This is a genomic window from Sorangium sp. So ce836 (assembly GCF_028553905.1).
Lineage (GTDB): Bacteria > Myxococcota_A > Polyangia > Polyangiales > Polyangiaceae > Sorangium > Sorangium cellulosum_D.
Genome location: NZ_CP102233.1, coordinates 2,493,269 through 2,510,891 on the forward strand (window position 1 = coordinate 2,493,269; position 17,623 = coordinate 2,510,891).

General features: G+C 71.5%; 2 protein-coding genes (both cut by a window edge). Both read left to right on the forward strand.

Annotation, left to right across the window (positions count from 1 at the left end; all coding sequences use genetic code 11):
* A protein-coding gene (locus tag NQZ70_RS09070; RefSeq protein WP_237245632.1) for a type I polyketide synthase crosses the window boundary here: on the forward strand, positions 1-13,802 show its end. 13,903 nt of this gene lie to the left of the window's left edge; the window shows 13,802 of its 27,705 coding nt (coding positions 13,904-27,705); its start codon lies beyond the left edge, outside the window; the stop codon is at positions 13,800-13,802.
* Positions 13,795-17,623 carry the 5' portion of a type I polyketide synthase gene (locus NQZ70_RS09075; protein ID WP_129573865.1) on the forward strand. The gene runs 17,111 nt beyond the window's last position, so 3,829 of the gene's 20,940 nt are visible here — the first part of the coding sequence; its start codon is at positions 13,795-13,797; its stop codon lies beyond the right edge, outside the window. The genes NQZ70_RS09070 and NQZ70_RS09075 overlap by 8 nt, the downstream gene beginning before the upstream one ends.

Here is a 17,623-nt window from a genome sequence, read left to right on the forward strand (position 1 = left end):
CGGGCTGGTCTGTGCTGTCGGTGCTGCGTGGCGAGGCGGGTGAGGCAGGTGAGGAGCAGCCGTCGCTGGAGCGGGTGGACGTGGTGCAGCCCGCGCTGTTCGCGATGTGCGTGGGTCTGGCCGCGGCGTGGCGGTCGCTGGGGGTCGAGCCTGCGGCGGTGGTGGGCCACAGCCAGGGCGAGGTGTCGGCGGCGGTGGTGTGCGGGGCGCTGTCGCTTGCGGAGGGAGCGCGGGTAGTGGCGCTGCGCAGCCAGGCGGTGCGGCAGCGGTCGGGGATGGGGGCGATGATGCTGGTCGAGCGGCCGGTGTCGGAGGTGCAGGAGCGCATCGCGCCGTACGGGGAGGCGCTTGCGATAGCGGCGGTGAACACGTCGAGCTCGACGGTGGTGTCGGGTGACGTGGAGGCGGTGGACGGGCTGATGGGGGAACTGACGGCAGAAGGTGTGTTCTGCCGGAAGGTGAACGTCGACTACGCGTCGCACAGCGCGCACATGGATGCGCTGCTGCCCGAGCTAGGAGCGAAGCTGTCGTCGCTCAGGCCGAAGGCGACGCAGCTGCCGTTTTACTCGACGGTGACAGGAGAGGTGTCGCGGGGCGAGGCGCTGGACGGCGAGTACTGGTGCCGCAACCTTCGGCAGACGGTGCGCCTGGACCGAGCGCTGTCGAAGCTGCTGGAGGACGGGCACGGCGTGTTCGTGGAGGTGAGCGCGCACCCGGTGCTGGCGATGCCGCTGACGACGGCGTGCGCGGAGGCGCAGGGGGTGGTGGTGGGGAGCCTGCAGCGCGACGAAGGTGGTTTGTCGCAGCTGTACAGGACGCTGGGGCAGCTGCACGTGCAGGGGCACGAGGTGGACTGGGCACGGGTGCTGTCGGGCCATGGCGGTCGTGTCGTGGAGCTGCCGACGTACGCATTCCAGCGGCAGCGCTACTGGCTGGAGGCGCCGAGGGCGCGCGGTGACGTGGGCTCGGCGGGGCTCAAGGCAGCAGCACACCCGCTGCTCGGCGCCGCGACGAGGCTCGCCGACGGCGAGGGGCACCTGTTCACAGGGCGGCTGTCGCTGGCGGAGCATGCGTGGCTTCGGGATCATGGTGTGTTTGGCCAGGTGGTGTTTCCGGGCACGGGCATGCTGGAGGTTGCGCTGGCGGCTGGGCGCGCGGTGGGCAGCCGGTCGCTGTCGGAGCTCACGCTCGCCGAGCCGCTGGTGCTGGCCGAGGACGGCGCGGCGCGGCTGCAGGTGATGATCGGAGCGCCAGATGCGGCGGGCCGGCGCGAGGTGGGGCTGTACAGCCAGCCTGAGCAGGCGCCGGAGGACGCGCCGTGGGTGCAGCACGCGACGGGGGTGTTGACGGACGAGCCCCCCGGCATCCCTGACGAGCTCGACGAGCTGTCGACGTGGCCTGTGCCGGGCGCGGAGGAGGTGGACCTGACCGGGTTTTACGAGCGGCTGCGTGAGCGCGGGCTCCACTACGGTCCGGCGTTCCAGGGCCTCGTGGAGCTGTCGCGCCAAGGCACCAGGCTTTACGGCCGGGTGGTGCTGCCAGGAACCGAGAAGGACAGGGCGGAGGCGTATGGCCTGCATCCCGTCCTGATGGATGCAGCACTGCAGGTGCTTGGCGCAGCCGGCGAGGGGCATTGGGAGGCGGATGCGTTGTTGATGCCCTTCTCCTGGGCAGACGCCGCAACGCATGCCACGGGTCCGAGCGAGCTTCGGGTGCGCGTGGAGCTCGAAGAGACAGACGGCTCCACGCAGGCAACGGCATCTCTGTGCGCTGCAGATGCCGCAGGCCAGCCGGTGGCGAGCGTCGGTGCTTTGCGTTTGCGCCGTGTGACGGCCGAGCAATTGAGGGCGGTCACCCGCACCGATGAGCAGCACCTGTACCGGGTGAGCTTCCAGCCCGTGAGCCTCGCGCAAGCCCCCCTGGAGGCGGGCTCGCTGGTGGTCCTCGGTGCAGCGGAGGGACGAGGGCAGCTGGCCGACACCCTGGGGGCGGAGGCGATTGCCGATCTCGATGCATTGCGCGCTTGGATCGAGCGGGGCGCGCCAACGCCTGTGCGGGTGGTGATCGACACGAACGCTGCCAGCTCACCGCGCTCGGACGTGGCGGGGTCGTCGCACGAGGCGACGAGGCAGGCGCTGTCGCTGCTGCAAGCGTGGCTGTCGGAGCCGCGGCTCGACGCTGTCGAGCTTGTGTGGGTGACGCGGGGCGCGGTCAGCGCAGCTCCGGACGACGCCGTCGAGGATCTGGCGCACGCGCCGCTGTGGGGGCTTATTCGCACGGCGCGCAGCGAGCACCCCGAGCGCCGGCTGCGCTTGATCGATGTGGGGACCGAGCCCGTGGACGCTGGGCTGCTGGCGCGGGCGCTGGCGACGGCGGCGGAGCCGGAGCTTGCGCTGCGCGGGGGCGCGGTGCTGGCCGCGCGGCTGGTGCGCGTACAGGCGGCAGCGGAAGAGCTCACCCGAGCCCGCGGGCTGGACCCTGCGGGCACCGTGCTGGTGACCGGAGCCGTGGGCGGTCTGGGGCAGGCGGTGACACGCCATCTGGTGCGCGCGCACGGGGTGAGGCACCTTGTGCTGACGTCGCGCCGGGGGCTGGAGGCGCCCGGGGCCCGCGAGCTTGTGCAATCGCTCGAGGAGCTCGGCGCCGAGACCGTGTCGATGGTGGCGTGCGACGTGTCGAAGCGGGAGGAGATCGCGCGCGTGCTGGCCGGCATCGACGCGGCGCGCCCGCTGAGCGCGGTGCTGCACCTGGCTGGCGTGGTCCATGATGGCGTGATTCAGACGCAGACGGCCGAGCGCCTCGCGTGGGTGCTGGCGCCGAAGGTGGACGGGGCGCTGCACCTGCACGAGCTGACGCGGGAGCTGGATCTCGCGGCGTTCGTGCTGTTCTCGTCGGCGGCCGGTACGTTGGGCACGGCGGGCCAGGGCAATTACGCGGCGGCGAATACGTTCCTCGACGCGTTCGCGGCGCACCGGCGCGGCCGCGGGCTCGCGGCGACGAGCCTCGCCTGGGGTGTCTGGACACCGGCCGGTGGTGGCATGGCGGCACAGCTGGGGGCCGCGGAGCTGGCACGGTTCAGTCGCTACGGAGTCGTGTCGATGTCCGTGGAAGAGGGGCTTTCGCTGCTGGACGCCGCGCTGTCACGCCCTGAAGCGAGCCTGGTCCCTATGCACCTGGATCTCGCGCAGCTGCAGCGTGGGCTGGAGGCCAACGGAGAGCTGCCGGCGCTGTTTCGTGCGCTGTTGCGCCCCAGCTTGCGCAAGGCGTCCACGGCGACGAGGCGAGACGCCTCGGCGCTGCGCGGGCGCCTCTCGGCGCTGCCGGAGGCGGAGCGGCTGAATGCGCTCATCGAGCTTGTGCGGGGCGAGGTCGCCGCGGTGCTCGGGCTCCAGCGCAGCGAGGCCGTGGGGGCGGAGCAGGTGCTGAAGGGCCTCGGGCTCGACTCGCTGATGGCGGTGGAGCTGCGCAACCGCCTCGCCGCCCGGACGGAGACGTCCTTGCCGGCGACGCTGGTCTTCGACTACCCGACGCCGCGGGCCATCGCGGAGTTGCTCCTGAAGCTGGCCTTTTCGGGACCGCAGGTGATGGGAGCCCGCAGGGGGGTGCGTCGTCATGCGGGGAAAGACGAGGCGGTGGCGATCGTATCGATGGCGTGCCGGCTGCCGGGAGGCGTCGAGACGCCGGAAGACTACTGGCGTCTCTTGGCCGAGGGGAAAGACGTGATCGAGGGCCTCCCTGCGCGCTGGGAGACGCTTTCGGTCTACGACCCCGACCCGGAGGCGGTGGGCAAGAGCTACGCGCGCGAGGGTGGATTCTTGCGGGACATCGACCTGTTCGACGCGGACTTCTTCGGGATATCGCCCCGAGAGGCGCAGTCGATGGATCCCCAGCAGCGGCTGGTGCTGGAGACGGCGTGGGAGGCATTGGAGCGTGCCGGCGTGCGCCCGTCGGCGCTGAGCGGGAGCGCCACCGGGGTGTATCTGGGGGCCGCGGGTTCGGACTATGGCGCTTACCAGGGTGGCGGGCTGGAGACGCTGGACGGGTACCGGGGCATCGGGAGCGCGGCGAGCGTGCTCTCAGGCCGTGTAGCCTACGTGCTCGGGTTGCATGGCCCAGCGATCACGGTGGACACGGCGTGCTCGTCGTCGCTGGTGTCGCTGCACCTCGCGTGCACGGCGTTGCGTCAGGGTGAATGCGACCTGGCGCTGGCCGGCGGGGTGACGGTGATGAGCACCCCCGCGTTGTTCGTGGAGTTCAGCCGGCTCAAGGGGATGGCCCGCGACGGCCGCTGCAAGAGCTTCTCTGGGCAGGCGGACGGCGCGGGCTGGTCGGAGGGGTGCGGGATGCTGGTGCTGAAGCGGCTGTCGGACGCGCGGCGCGACGGTGACCGGGTGCTTGCGGTGGTCCGTGGGTCAGCGGTGAACCAGGACGGTCGCAGCCAAGGCCTGACGGCGCCGAACGGCCCCGCGCAGCAGCGGGTGATCCAGCAGGCGCTGTCGTCGTGCGGGCTGTCGCCCGAGGACATCGACGCGGTGGAGGCGCATGGTACGGGCACGAGCCTCGGAGATCCGATCGAGGCCGGAGCGCTCGCGGAAGTGTTCGGGCCTGGGCGCAAGGCCGAGCGACCGCTGTACCTTGGCTCGTCGAAGTCGAACCTTGGGCACGCGCAGGCTGCGGCGGGCGTAGCCGGTGTGCTCAAGATGGTGCTGTCGATGCAGCACGAGGTGCTGCCGAAGACGCTGCACGCGGAGCAGCCGAGCCCGCACATTGGGTGGGAGGGGAGCGGGCTGTCGTTGCTGCAAGAGGCGCGTCCGTGGCGGCGCAACGGCCGGGCGCGGCGCGCGGGCGTGTCGTCGTTCGGGATCAGCGGGACGAACGCGCATGTCATCCTCGAAGAGGCGCCGGTGGAGGCGGCGCGCGAGCCGGTGGAGGCGGTGCGCGAGCCGGTGGAGGCGGAGGGTGTTGCGATACCGCTGTTGCTGTCGGGGCGAGACAAGGCCTCGGTGGCGGCGCAGGCGGGGCGGTGGGCGAAGTGGCTGGAAGAGCACGGGGAGGTGGGGTGGTCGGACGTGGTGCGCACGGCGGCGCTGCACCGGACGCACTTCGAGTCGCGTGCGTCGGTGCTTGCGGCGAGCGCTGCGGGAGCTGTGGAGGGTCTTCGCGCGCTGTCGTCGGGGCGGCCGGATGCGGCGGTGGTGAGCGGGACGGCGAAGCGAGGCGGGAAGCTTGCGGTGCTGTTCACGGGGCAGGGCAGCCAGCGGCTCGGGATGGGGAAGAGGCTTTACGAAGTGTACCCCGTGTTCCGTGCGGCGTTCGACGAGGTGTGCGAGGCGCTGGACGCGCACCTCGCGCGTGGTCTGCGGGAGGTGGTGTTCGGGGCCGCGGGCAGCGAGGAAGGAGCGTTGCTGGAGCGGACGGAGTACACGCAGCCCGGGCTGTTTGCGCTGGAAGTGGCGCTGTACCGTCAGTGGGAGTCGTGGGGGCTGAAGCCCGCTGCGCTGCTGGGGCACTCGATAGGAGAGCTGAGCGCTGCGCACGTGGCGGGTGTGCTGAGCCTTGCGGACGCAGCGAAGCTGGTGTGCGCCCGAGGTCGGCTGATGCAGGGGTGCGAGGCCGGGGGAGCGATGGTGTCGGTGGAGGCCTCGGAGCCGGAGGTGCAGCGGGCGCTGTCGGAGGTCGGGGCGCAGGGGCGGCTGAGCATCGCCGGGCTGAACGCGCCGATGCAGACGGTGCTGAGCGGGGACGAAGCGGCGGTGCTCGCGGTGGCGCGACGGCTGGAGGCGCAGGGCCGGCGCACGCGGCGTCTGCGTGTGTCGCATGCGTTCCACAGCGCGCACATGGACGGGATGCTGGAGGAGTTCGGGAAGGTGGCGCGGGAGTGCACGTACGCGCGGCCACGGCTGGCGGTGGTGAGCGGCGTGACGGGCGAGCTCGGTGGCGAAGAAGCGCTGATGTCGGCCGAGTACTGGGTGAGGCAGGTGCGCGAGGCGGTGCGCTTCCTGGACGGGATGCGCACGCTTGCGGCGGCGGGGGTGAGCACATACGTCGAGTGCGGTCCCGATGGCGTGCTGTGCGCGCTGGGGGCGGGGTGCCTGCCGGAGGGAGCCGAGGCGACGTTTGTGACGAGCCTGCGGCGAGAGCAGGAGGAAGAGCGCGCGCTTGCGACGGCGGTGGCGACGGTGCACGTGCAAGGGCACGAGGTGGACTGGGCCCAGGTGCTGTCGGGCCGTGGCGGCCGGCCCGTGGAGCTGCCGACGTACGCATTCCAGCGGCAGCGCTACTGGCTGGAGGCGCCCAAGACGACGGCGGCACAGGCGAATGTCTCGTGGCCGGAGCGTGCGTTGTGGGACGCGGTGCAGGAAGGCGAAGGCGTTGCGGAGCTGCTGGAGCTGCCTGACGACGTGCGCGAGAGCGTCGGGCCGCTGCTGCCGTACCTTGCGGCGTGGCGCCGGAGAAAGGACGCAGAAGCCGCGGTGTCTGGCTGGTTGTACGAGGAGGCGTGGCAAAGGGAAGCCAGCGCTGCCAGGGGCAAGCCGGACGTGAGGGGCAGATGGCTCCTGGTGTCATCTCCGCGTGCCGGAGGGCTGACCGCGGCGGTGAGTGATGCGCTCGGAGCTGCGGGTGCAGAGGTGATCATCGAGCCGGCGACCGAAGAGCGAGCGCGGCTGGCGGCGAGGTTGAGAGGCCTGGAGGGCGAGCTGCGTGGCGTCGTGGCGCTGAGCGCGCCTGGGGAGCAAGGTGCGCTGGAGGAAGGGCGAGGGCCTCGCGGAGTGTACGAGGTGCTGGCGCTGGCGCAGGCGCTCGGTGACGCTGGGCTCGATGCGCGGCTCTGGGTGTTGACGCAGGGAGCGGTGAGCACGGAGGCAAGCGAAGGGGTGTCCGACCCTGCGCAGGCGCTGACGTGGGGGTTGGGGCGGGTGGTGGGGCTGGAGCACCCCGAGCGCTGGGGTGGACTGGTAGACCTGCCGGCCGAGGTGGACGCGGAAGCGGTGCAGCAGGTGCTGAGGACGCTCGTTGCCGAGGACCACGAGGACCAGGTGGCGGTGCGACGCGGTGGGCGTCTTGTGCGGCGCATCGTGCGGGTGAGTGGAGAGGACGGCGGAGCGGGGTGGAAGCCGCGTGGCACGGTGCTCATCACGGGTGGAGTGGGAGGGCTCGGGAGCCATCTGGCTCGCTGGTTGGCGGAGCGGGGAGCAGAGCACCTGGTGCTGGCGTCACGCCGGGGCGCCGCGGCAGCGGGCGCGCGCGAGCTTCGGGAGGAGCTTGAGGGGCGGGGCGCGCGCGTGACGCTTGCGGCGTGCGATGTGTCGGAGCGAGCGCAGGTCGAGGCGCTGGTGAGGGAACTTGAGCAGGACGAAGCGCCGCTGAGCGCGGTGGCGCATCTGGCGGGGATAGTCCGCCGCGTGCCGGTGCGAGAGCTCGCGCCCGAGATGCTGGCGCAGGAGCTCGCGGCGAAGGTGAAGGGAGCATGGCACCTGCAGGAGCTGCTGGCAGAGCGCGAGCTGGATGCGTTCGTGCTTTATGGCAGCATCGCTGGGCTGTGGGGCTCTGGGACGCAGGCCGGGTACGGCGCGGCGAACGCAGGGCTCGACGCGCTCGCGCGCTACCGGCGTGCCCGAGGGCAGACGGCGACGGTGCTGCACTGGGGCCCGTGGTCCGGAGGCGGGATGGTGAGCGACGAGGCCGAGCCGCAGCTCCGGAGCCGCGGGCTGGTGCCGATGTCGCCGGACAAGGCGCTTTGCGGGCTCGAGGTTGGGCTGCGGCGCACGTCGGTGGCGATCGCGGACGTGGACTGGTCGCGCTTCGCGCCGCTGTTCTGCGCGGCGCGGCCGAGGCCGCTGCTGTACGGGATCGAGCAAGCGCGCCATGCGCTGGAGGGCCGGACACCGCAGCAGGCCGCGGGCGGAGCGGGGGACAAGGCGCTGCGGGAGATGCTGCTCGGCCTGCCGGCTGTGGAGCGGAGCGAGCGGCTGCGCGAGCTCGTGGCGAGCGAGACGGCGGCGGTGCTGGGCGTGAAGGATCCGAGCGGGCTGGACCCGGAGCGAGGCTTTCTGGACCTCGGGCTGGACTCGTTGATGGCGGTGGAGCTGTCGAAGCGGCTGCAGCAGCGGACGGGGGTGTCGGTCACAAGGACGTTGATCTTCGATTATCCGACGCAAGGCGAGGTAACGCGCTGGCTGCTGGAGCAGCTGATGCCGCCGGAGCGACCGGCGGCGGACGAGCACGGCGTGAGCCGTGGACCGGAGCGGAGCGCGCCGATCGCGATCGTGGGCGTGGGGCTGCGCATGCCGGGCGGAGCGAACGATCTGGAGAGCTTCTGGCAAGTGCTCGTGGAGGGGCGGGATACGCTAAGGCCGATCCCGACCGACCGCTTCGACGTGGAGGCGATGTACGATCCTAACCCCGAGGCCAAGGGCAAGACGTACGTGAAGCATGCCTCGCTGCTGGACGACGTGGCATCGTTTGACGCGGGGTTCTTCGGGATAAGCCCGCGCGAGGCGGAGCCGATGGATCCGCAGCACCGGCTGCTGCTGGAGACTGCGTGGAGCGCGCTGGAGGACGCGGGAGTGCGTCCAGACCAGCTGAAGGGCTCGGACACGGGTGTGTTCGTGGGCGTGGCGCCGAGCGAGTATGCGAGCTATCGCGGCAAGAGCGCGAACGAAGATGCGTATGCGCTGACGGGGACCGCGCTGAGCTTCGCAGCGGGCCGTGTGGCATATCATCTCGGGCTGCAAGGCCCGGCGGTGTCGGTCGATACGGCGTGCAGCTCGTCGCTGGTGGCGCTGCACCTGGCGTGCGACGCATTGAGGCGCGGCGATTGCGAGGTGGCTCTGGCGGCCGGCGTGCAGGTGCTCGCGAACCCGGCGGGGTTTGTGCTGCTGTCGCGCACGCGTGCGGTCTCGCCCGACGGACGGTGCAAGACGTTCTCGCAGGCGGCCGACGGCTACGGCCGTGGCGAGGGCGTCGGGGTGGTGGTGCTGATGCGTCTTTCGGACGCACAGGCGCAGGGGATGCGGGTGCTGGGCGTGGTGCGGGGCACGGCGGTCAATCAGGACGGCGCGAGCAGCGGGATCACGGCGCCGAACGGCACGGCCCAGCAGAAGGTGGTGCGCGCTGCGCTGCGGAACGCGGGGCTGGAGGCGTCGAGCATCGATGTGGTCGAGTGCCACGGTACGGGCACGTCGCTGGGCGATCCGATCGAGGTGCAAGCGCTCGGCGCGGTGTACGGGCAAGGCAGGGAGGCGACTCGCCCGCTGCGGCTTGGAGCGGTCAAGAGCAACATCGGTCACCTGGAGTCGGCCGCCGGCATCGCCGGAGTGTGCAAGATCCTGGCGGCGTTTCGGCATGAGGCCCTGCCGGCGACGTTGCACAGCTCGCCGCGCAACCCCCAGATCTCCTGGGAGAGTCTGCCGGTGCAGGTGGTCGACCGCCTGACCGGCTGGCCTCGGCGCGCCGACGGCCTCCCCCGCTTTGCGGGCGTGTCGTCGTTTGGCATCAGCGGGACGAACGCGCATGTCATCCTCGAAGAGGCGCCGCTTGAGGCGGCGCGCGAGCCGGCGGCGGTGCGCGAGCCGTTGGCGGCGGAGGGTGTCGCGATGCCGCTGTTGCTGTCGGGGCGAGACGAGGCCTCGGTGGGGGCGCAGGCGGAGCGCTGGGCGAAGTGGCTCGGAGAGCACGCGGAGGTGCGATGGCCGGACGTGGTGAGAACGGCGGCGCTGCACCGGACGCACTTCGCCTGGCGCGCATCGGTGCAGGCGGCGAGCGTGTCGGAGGCGGTGGAGGGGCTGAGGGCGCTGTCGGAGGGTCGAGCCGCGGCGGGGGTGGTGCGCGGGACGGGAGTGCGCGAGGGGAAGCTTGCGGTGCTGTTCACGGGGCAGGGTAGCCAGCGCGCGGGGATGGGGAAGAAGCTTTACGAAGCGTATCCTGTGTTCCGTGCGGCGTTCGACGAGGTGTGCGAGGCGCTGGACGCGCATCTCGACCGTGGGTTGAGAGAGGTGGTGTTCGCGGAAGCGGGCAGCGAGCAGGAGGCGCTGCTGGAGCGGACGGAGTACACGCAGCCCGGGTTGTTTGCGCTGGAAGTGGCGCTGTACCGGCAGTGGGAGGCGTGGGGAGTGAGGCCCGCGGCGCTGCTGGGGCACTCGATAGGAGAGCTGAGCGCTGCGCACGTGGCGGGTGTGCTGAGCCTTGCGGACGCTGCGAAGCTAGTGTGCGCCCGCGGTCGGCTGATGCAGAGGTGCCAGGCGGGCGGAGCGATGATGTCGGTGGAGGCCTCGGAGCCGGAGGTGCAGGGGGCGCTGTCGGCGATGGGGCTGGAGGGCCGGCTTGGGATCGCGGGCATCAACGGTCCGAGCCAGACGGTGCTGAGCGGGGACGAAGCGGCGGTGCTGGAGGTGGGCAGGCGGTTCGAGGCGCAGGGCCGGCGCACGCGGCGTCTGCGTGTGTCGCACGCATTCCACAGCGCGCACATGGACGGGATGCTGGAAGAGTACGGGAGGGTGGCGCGGGAGTGCGCGTATAGGAGGCCGCAGGTGCCCGTGGTGAGCGGCGTGACGGGCGAGCTCGCTGGGGAAGAAGCGCTGATGTCGGCCGAGTACTGGGTGAGGCAGGTGCGCGAGGCGGTGCGCTTCCTGGACGGGATGCGCACGCTTGCGGCGGCGGGGGTGAGCACATACGTCGAGTGCGGGCCGGATGGCGTGCTGTGCGCGCTGGGGGCGGGGTGCCTGCCGGAGGGAGCCGAGGCGACGTTTGTGGCGAGCCTGCGGCGAGAGCAGGAGGAAGAGCGCGCGCTTGCGACGGCGGTGGCGACGGTGCACGTGCAAGGGCACGAGGTGGACTGGGCCCAGGTGCTGTCGGGCCGTGGCGGCCGGCCCGTGGAGCTGCCGACGTACGCGTTCCAGCGGCAGCGCTACTGGCTGGAGGCGCCGAGGGCGCGCGGCGACGTGGGCTCGGCGGGGCTGAAGGCGGCCGCCCATCCGCTGCTCGGCGCTGCGACGAAGCTCGCCGACGGCGCGGGGCACCTGTTCACAGGGAGGCTGTCGCTGGCGGAGCATGCGTGGCTTCGGGATCATCAGGTGTTCGGCAAGGTGGTGTTTCCGGGCACGGGGATGCTGGAGCTGGCGCTGGCGGCGGGGCGCGCGGTGGGCAGCCGGACGCTGTCGGAGCTGGTTCTGGCCGAGCCGCTGGTGCTGGCCGAGGAGGCCGCGGCGCGGCTGCAGCTGTCGGTCGGAGCGCCGGACGCGGCGGGCCGGCGCGAGGTAGGGCTGTACAGCCAGTCCGAGCAGGCGCCGGAGGACGCGCCGTGGGTGCAGCACGCCACGGGCGTGTTGACGGACGAGATCCCCGGCGCCCCCGGCGAGCTCGACGAGCTGTCGACGTGGCCTGTGCCGGGCGCGGAGGAGGTGGACCTGTCCGGGTTTTACGAGCGGCTGCGTGAGGGCGGGCTCGACTACGGTCCGGCGTTCCAGGGCCTCGTGGAGCTCTGGCGTCGAGGCGCGAGGCTTTACGGCCGGGTGGTGTTGCCCGAGAGCGCGAGGGGCAGCGCCGAGGCGTATGGGGTGCATCCGGCGCTGATGGACGCCGCGCTCCACACGATGGTCGCAGCTTTCTCTCAGATGTCAGGGCCAGACGGCGTGTTGTTGCCGTTCGCCTGGTCGGACGTGGCGCCGCACGCGACGGGGGCGAGCGAGCTTCGGATCCGAGTGGAGATGCAGGAACAAAGCGCACAGCAGCCAGCGGCTTCGCTGTACGTCGCAGACTGCACGGGGCAGGTCGTGGCGAGCATCGGCGCTCTACGTCTGCGCCGGGCGACGGCCGAGCAGCTGCGGACCGCCGTTCACGCTGGTGGCCAACATATGTATCAGGTGAGCTTCCAGCCTGTGGACCTCGCAGCACCTCCCTTGGGGACGGGCTCGCTGGTGGTCATCGGTGCACCGAAGGGAGGAGCGCGGCTGGCCGAAGCCCTGGGGGCGGAGGCGATTGCCGATCTCGATGCATTGGTTGTGCGCCTCGAGCATGGCGCGAGCGCGCCTGAGCGGGTGGTGGTCGACGTCACCGCCGCGAGCCCGAGCCCGTTGGACGTGGCGGGGTCGTCGCATGAGGCGACGAGGCAGGCGCTGTCGCTGCTGCAAGCGTGGCTGTCGGAGCCGCGGCTCGAAGCGACCGAGCTTGTGTGGATGACGCGGGGCGCGGTGGGCGCGGCGCCAGACGACGCCGTCGAGGACCTGGCGCGCGCGCCGCTGTGGGGGCTTGTCCGCGCGGCGCGAAGCGAGCGCCCCGAACGCGGCCTGCGCTTGATCGATGTGGGGACCGAGCCCGTGGACGCTGGGCTGCTGGCGCGGGCGCTGGCGACGGCGGCGGAGCCGGAGCTTGCGCTGCGCGGGGGCGCTGCGCTGGCCGCGCGCCTGGTGCGCGCACAGGCGGTAGCGGAAGAGCTCACCCGAGCCCGCGAGCTGGACCCTGCGGGCACGGTGCTGGTGACCGGCGGGACAGGGGAGCTGGGTCAGGCGGTCGCGGCGCACCTGGTGCGCGCGCACGGGGTGAGGCACCTTGTGCTGACGTCGCGGCGCGGGCTGGAGGCGCCCGGGGCCCGCGAGCTTGTGCAATCGCTCGCGGAGCTCGGCGCCGAGACGGTGACGGTGGCCGCGTGCGACGTGTCGAAGCGGGAGGAGGTCGCGCGTGTGCTGGCCGGCATCGACGCGGCGCGCCCGCTGAGCGCGGTGCTGCACCTGGCCGGCGTGCTCGACGACGGCGTGCTCGCCGCCCAGACGGCCGAGCGCCTCTCGCGGGTGCTGGCGCCGAAGGTGGATGGGGCGCTGCACCTGCACGAGCTGACGCGGGAGCTGGATCTCGCGGCGTTCGTGCTGTTCTCGTCGGTGGCCGGCACGTTTGGCACGGCGGGCCAGAGCAACTATGCGGCCGCGAACACGTTCCTCGACGCGCTCGCGGCGCACCGGCGCGGCGGCGGGCTCGCGGCGACGAGCCTGGCGTGGGGGTTGTGGGCGCAAGCGGGCGTGGGGATGACAGCGCACCTGGGCGAGGCCGAGCTGTCGCGCATCAGGCGCGCAGGGCTCGTGCCGATATCGGTCGACGAGGGCCTCGCTCTGCTGGACGCCGCGCTCTCACGCTCTGAAGCGAGCCTGGTCCCAGTGCACCTGGATCTCGCGCAGCTGCAGCGTGGGCTGGAGTCCAGCGGCGAGCTGCCGGCGCTGCTTCGCGCGCTGGTGCGCCCCGGGCTGCGCAAGGCGTCCTCTGCCGCGAGGAAGGAGGCGTCGACGCTCCGCGAGCGCCTCTCGGCGCTGCCGGAGGCGGAGCGCCTGAGCTCGCTCATCGACCTTGTGCGGGCCGAGGTCGCCGCGGTGCTCGGGCTTCAGCGCGGTGACGCGATTCCTACGGCCCAGCCCTTGAGGGAGCTCGGAATGGATTCGCTCATGGCCGTCGAAGTCCGCAATCGGCTCGCCTTGCTGGTCGGAAGCAACTTGCCTGCCACTTTGCTTTTCGATCATCCATCTGCCACGCACATCGCGAAGTTCCTCCTGTCAAAGTTCGGAAACGGTGAGCGCCGGAATCTGCTGCGTACAGCGGACTCCATGTCCGACGAGGAAATTCGCGCGTTCATGCTCAGCCTCTCCGTCAGTCTCGTGCGTCGTTCAGGCCTCCTCCCCAAGCTCTTGGAGCTGCGGGGGCCGTCCGAAACATCCGTCGAGGTTCCGGTTCCCATTTCCGATTTCGAAGATCTCGCCGACGAGCAGCTGGCCTTGCAAGCCTTGCAAATGATTTCGAACTCAGAGGATCTCCATGAATAGCAGCGCCGCCTCTCCTACGCTTCGTGAGGCGTTGACCCGTGCATTGAAAGAGTTGCAGAGGCTGCAGACCAGCCACTCGGATCTCCGTTCAGGGCCCATCGCCATCGTATCGATGGCGTGCCGGCTGCCGGGGGGCGTCGCTACGCCGGAAGACTACTGGCGTCTCCTGGAGGAGGGGAGAGATGCGATCGAGGCCTTCCCTGCGCGCTGGGATGCACCTTCGATTTACGACCCCGATCCGGAGGCGGTGGGCAAGAGCTACGTGCGCGAGGGTGGATTCCTGCGGGACATCGACCTGTTCGATGCGGATTTCTTCGGGATATCGCCCCGAGAGGCGCAGGCGATGGATCCCCAGCAGCGGCTGGTGCTGGAGACGGCGTGGGAGGCACTGGAGCGGGCTGGCGTGCGCCCGTCGGCGCTGAGCGAGAGCGCCACCGGGGTGTACCTGGGCTCGATGGGCTCGGACTACGGTGCTCTTTACGGCAGCGACCTGGCGGCGTTGGACGGGTACCGGGGCACCGGGAGCGCGGCGAGCGTGCTCTCAGGCCGTGTGGCGTACGTGCTTGGGCTGCAGGGCCCAGCGATCACGGTGGACACGGCGTGCTCGTCGTCGCTGGTGTCGCTGCACCTGGCGTGCACGGCCCTGCGTCAGGGCGAGTGCGATCTGGCCTTGACCGGCGGGGTGATGGTGATGACCACACCCGCGGGATTCGTGGAGTTCAGCCGCCTCAAGGCCCTTGCACGGGACGGTCGTTGCAAGAGCTTCTCTGCGCGAGCTGACGGCGTCATCTGGTCCGAGGGGTGCGGGATGCTGGTGCTGAAGCGGCTGTCGGACGCGCGGCGCGACGGTGACCGTGTGCTTGCGGTGATCCGTGCGTCAGCGGTGAACCAGGACGGTCGCAGCCAGGGTCTGACGGCGCCGAACGGCCCTGCCCAGCAGCGGGTGATCCAACAGGCGCTGTCGTCGTGCCGGCTGTCGCCCGAGGACATCGACGCGGTGGAGGCGCATGGGACGGGCACGAACCTCGGCGACCCGATCGAGGCCGGAGCGCTCGCGGAGGTGTTCGGGCCTGGGCGCAAGGCCGAGCGACCGCTGTACCTGGGCTCGTCGAAGTCGAACCTGGGACACGCGGGGCCTGCGGCGGGCGTCGCCGGTGTGATCAAGATGGTGCTGTCGATGCAGCACGAGGTGCTGCCGCGGACGCTGCACGCGGAGCAGCCGAGCCCGCACATTGGATGGGAGGGGAGCGGGCTGTCGTTGCTGCAAGAGGCGCGTCCGTGGCGGCGCAACGGCCGGGCGCGGCGCGCGGGCGTGTCGTCGTTCGGGATCAGCGGGACGAACGCGCATGTCATCCTCGAAGAGGCGCCGGTGGAGGCGGCGCGCGAGCCGGTGGAGGCAGTGCGCGAGCCGGTGGCGGCGGAGGGTGTTGCGATGTCGCTGTTGCTGTCGGGGCGAGACGAGGCCTCGGTGGCGGCGCAGGCGGAGCGCTGGGCGAAGTGGCTGGAAGAGCACGCGGAGGTGCAGTGGTCGGACGTGGTGAGGACAGCGGCGCTGCACCGGACGCACTTCGCCTCACGCGCATCGGTGCTTGCGGCGAGCGTGTCGGAGGCGGAGGAGGCGCTGCGGGCGCTGTCGCAGGGTCGCGGCCACCGGGCGGTGTCGGCGGGCACGGCGCGTGCGCGAGGCAAGGTGGTGTTCGTGTTCCCCGGCCAAGGGAGCCAGTGGCCGGGGATGGGCCGGGCGCTGCTGGAGCAGAGCGCGGCGTTCGCGGAGGCGGTGCAGGCGTGCGATGAGGCGCTGCGGCCGTGGACGGGCTGGTCTGTGCTGTCGGTGCTGCGCGGCGAGGCGGGTGAGGCAGGTGAGGAGCAGCCGTCGCTGGAGCGGGTGGACGTGGTGCAGCCCGCGCTGTTCGCGATGTGCGTGGGTCTGGCCGCGGCGTGGCGGTCGCTGGGGCTGGAGCCTGCGGCGGTGGTGGGCCACAGCCAGGGCGAGGTGTCGGCGGCGGTGGTGTGCGGGGCGCTGTCGCTTGCGGAGGGAGCGCGGGTAGTGGCGCTGCGCAGCCAGGCGGTGCGGCAGCGGTCGGGGATGGGGGCGATGATGCTGGTCGAGCGGCCGGTGTCGGAGGTGCAGGAGCACATCGCGCCGTACGGGGAGGCGCTTGCGATAGCGGCGGTGAACACGTCGAGCTCGACGGTGGTGTCGGGTGACGTGGAGGCGGTGGACGGGCTGATGGTGGAGCTGACGGCAGAAGGTGTGTTCTGCCGGAAGGTGAACGTCGACTACGCATCGCACAGCGCGCACATGGATGCGCTGCTGCCCGAGTTAGGAGCGAAGCTGTCGTCGCTCAGGCCGAAGGCGACGCAGCTGCCGTTTTACTCGACGGTGACAGGAGAGGTGTCGCGGGGCGAGGCGCTGGACGGCGAGTACTGGTGCCGCAACCTTCGGCAGACGGTGCGCCTGGACCGAGCGCTGTCGAAGCTGCTGGAGGACGGGCACGGTGTGTTCGTGGAGGTGAGCGCGCACCCGGTGCTGGCGATGCCGCTGACGACGGCGTGCGCGGAGGCGCAGGGGGTGGTGGTGGGGAGCTTGCAGCGCGACGAAGGTGGGTTGTCGCAGCTGTACAGGACGCTGGGGCAGCTGCACGTGCAGGGGCACGAGGTGGACTGGACACGGGTGCTGCCGGGCCATGGCGGTCGTGTCGTGGAGCTGCCGACGTACGCATTCCAGCGGCAGCGCTACTGGCTGGATATCTCGAAGGCGCGTAGCGACGTGAGCTCGGCGGGGCTCAAGGCAGCAGCACACCCGCTGCTCGGCGCCGCGACGAGGCTCGCCGACGGCGAGGGGCACCTGTTCACAGGGCGGCTGTCGCTGGCGGAGCATGCGTGGCTTCGGGATCATGAGCTGTTTGGCCAGGTGGTGCTTCCGGGCACGGGGATGCTGGAGCTGGTGCTGGCGGCGGGGCGCGCGGTGGGCAGCCGGTCGCTGTCGGAGCTCACGCTCGCCGAGCCGCTGGTGCTGGCCGAGGGCGCGGCGCGGCTGCAGGTGATGATCGGAGCGCCGGACGCGGCGGGCCGGCGCGAGGTGGGGCTGTACAGCCAGCCTGAGCAGGCGCCGGAGGACGCGCCGTGGGTGCAGCACGCGACGGGGGTGTTGACGGACGAGCCCCCCGGCATCCCTGACGAGCTCGACGAGCTGTCGACGTGGCCTGTGCCGGGCGCGGAGGAGGTGGACCTGTCCGGGCTTTACGAGCGGCTGCGTGAGCGCGGGCTCCACTACGGCCCGGCGTTTCAAGGGCTCGTGGAGCTGTCGCGCCAAGGCACAACCTACTTCGGTCGGGTGGTGCTGCCGGGGACCGAGAAGGACAGGGCGGAGGCGTATGGCGTGCACCCGGCGTTGATGGACGCCGCGCTCCACACGATGGTCGCGGCCTTCTCCGAGAGCCCAGGGGCGAACGAGGTGCTCGTGCCGTTCGCCTGGTCGGACGTTGCGCTGCACGCGACGGGGGCGAGCGAGCTTCGGGTCCGGGTGGAGCTCCAGGACGGAGGCGCACACCAGGACACCGCTTCGCTGCAAGTCGCAGACTCCACGGGGCAGGCCGTGGCGAGCATCGGCGCTCTACATCTGCGCCGGGCGACGGCCGAGCAGCTGCGGACCGCCGTTCACGCTGGTGGCCAACATATGTATCAGGTGAGCTTCCAGCCTGTGGAGCTCGCGGCAGCCCCCCTGGAGGCGGGCTCGCTGGTGGTCCTCGGTGCAGCGGAGGGACGAGGGAGGCTGGCCGAAGCCCTGAGGGCGGAGGCGATTGCCGATCTCGATGCAT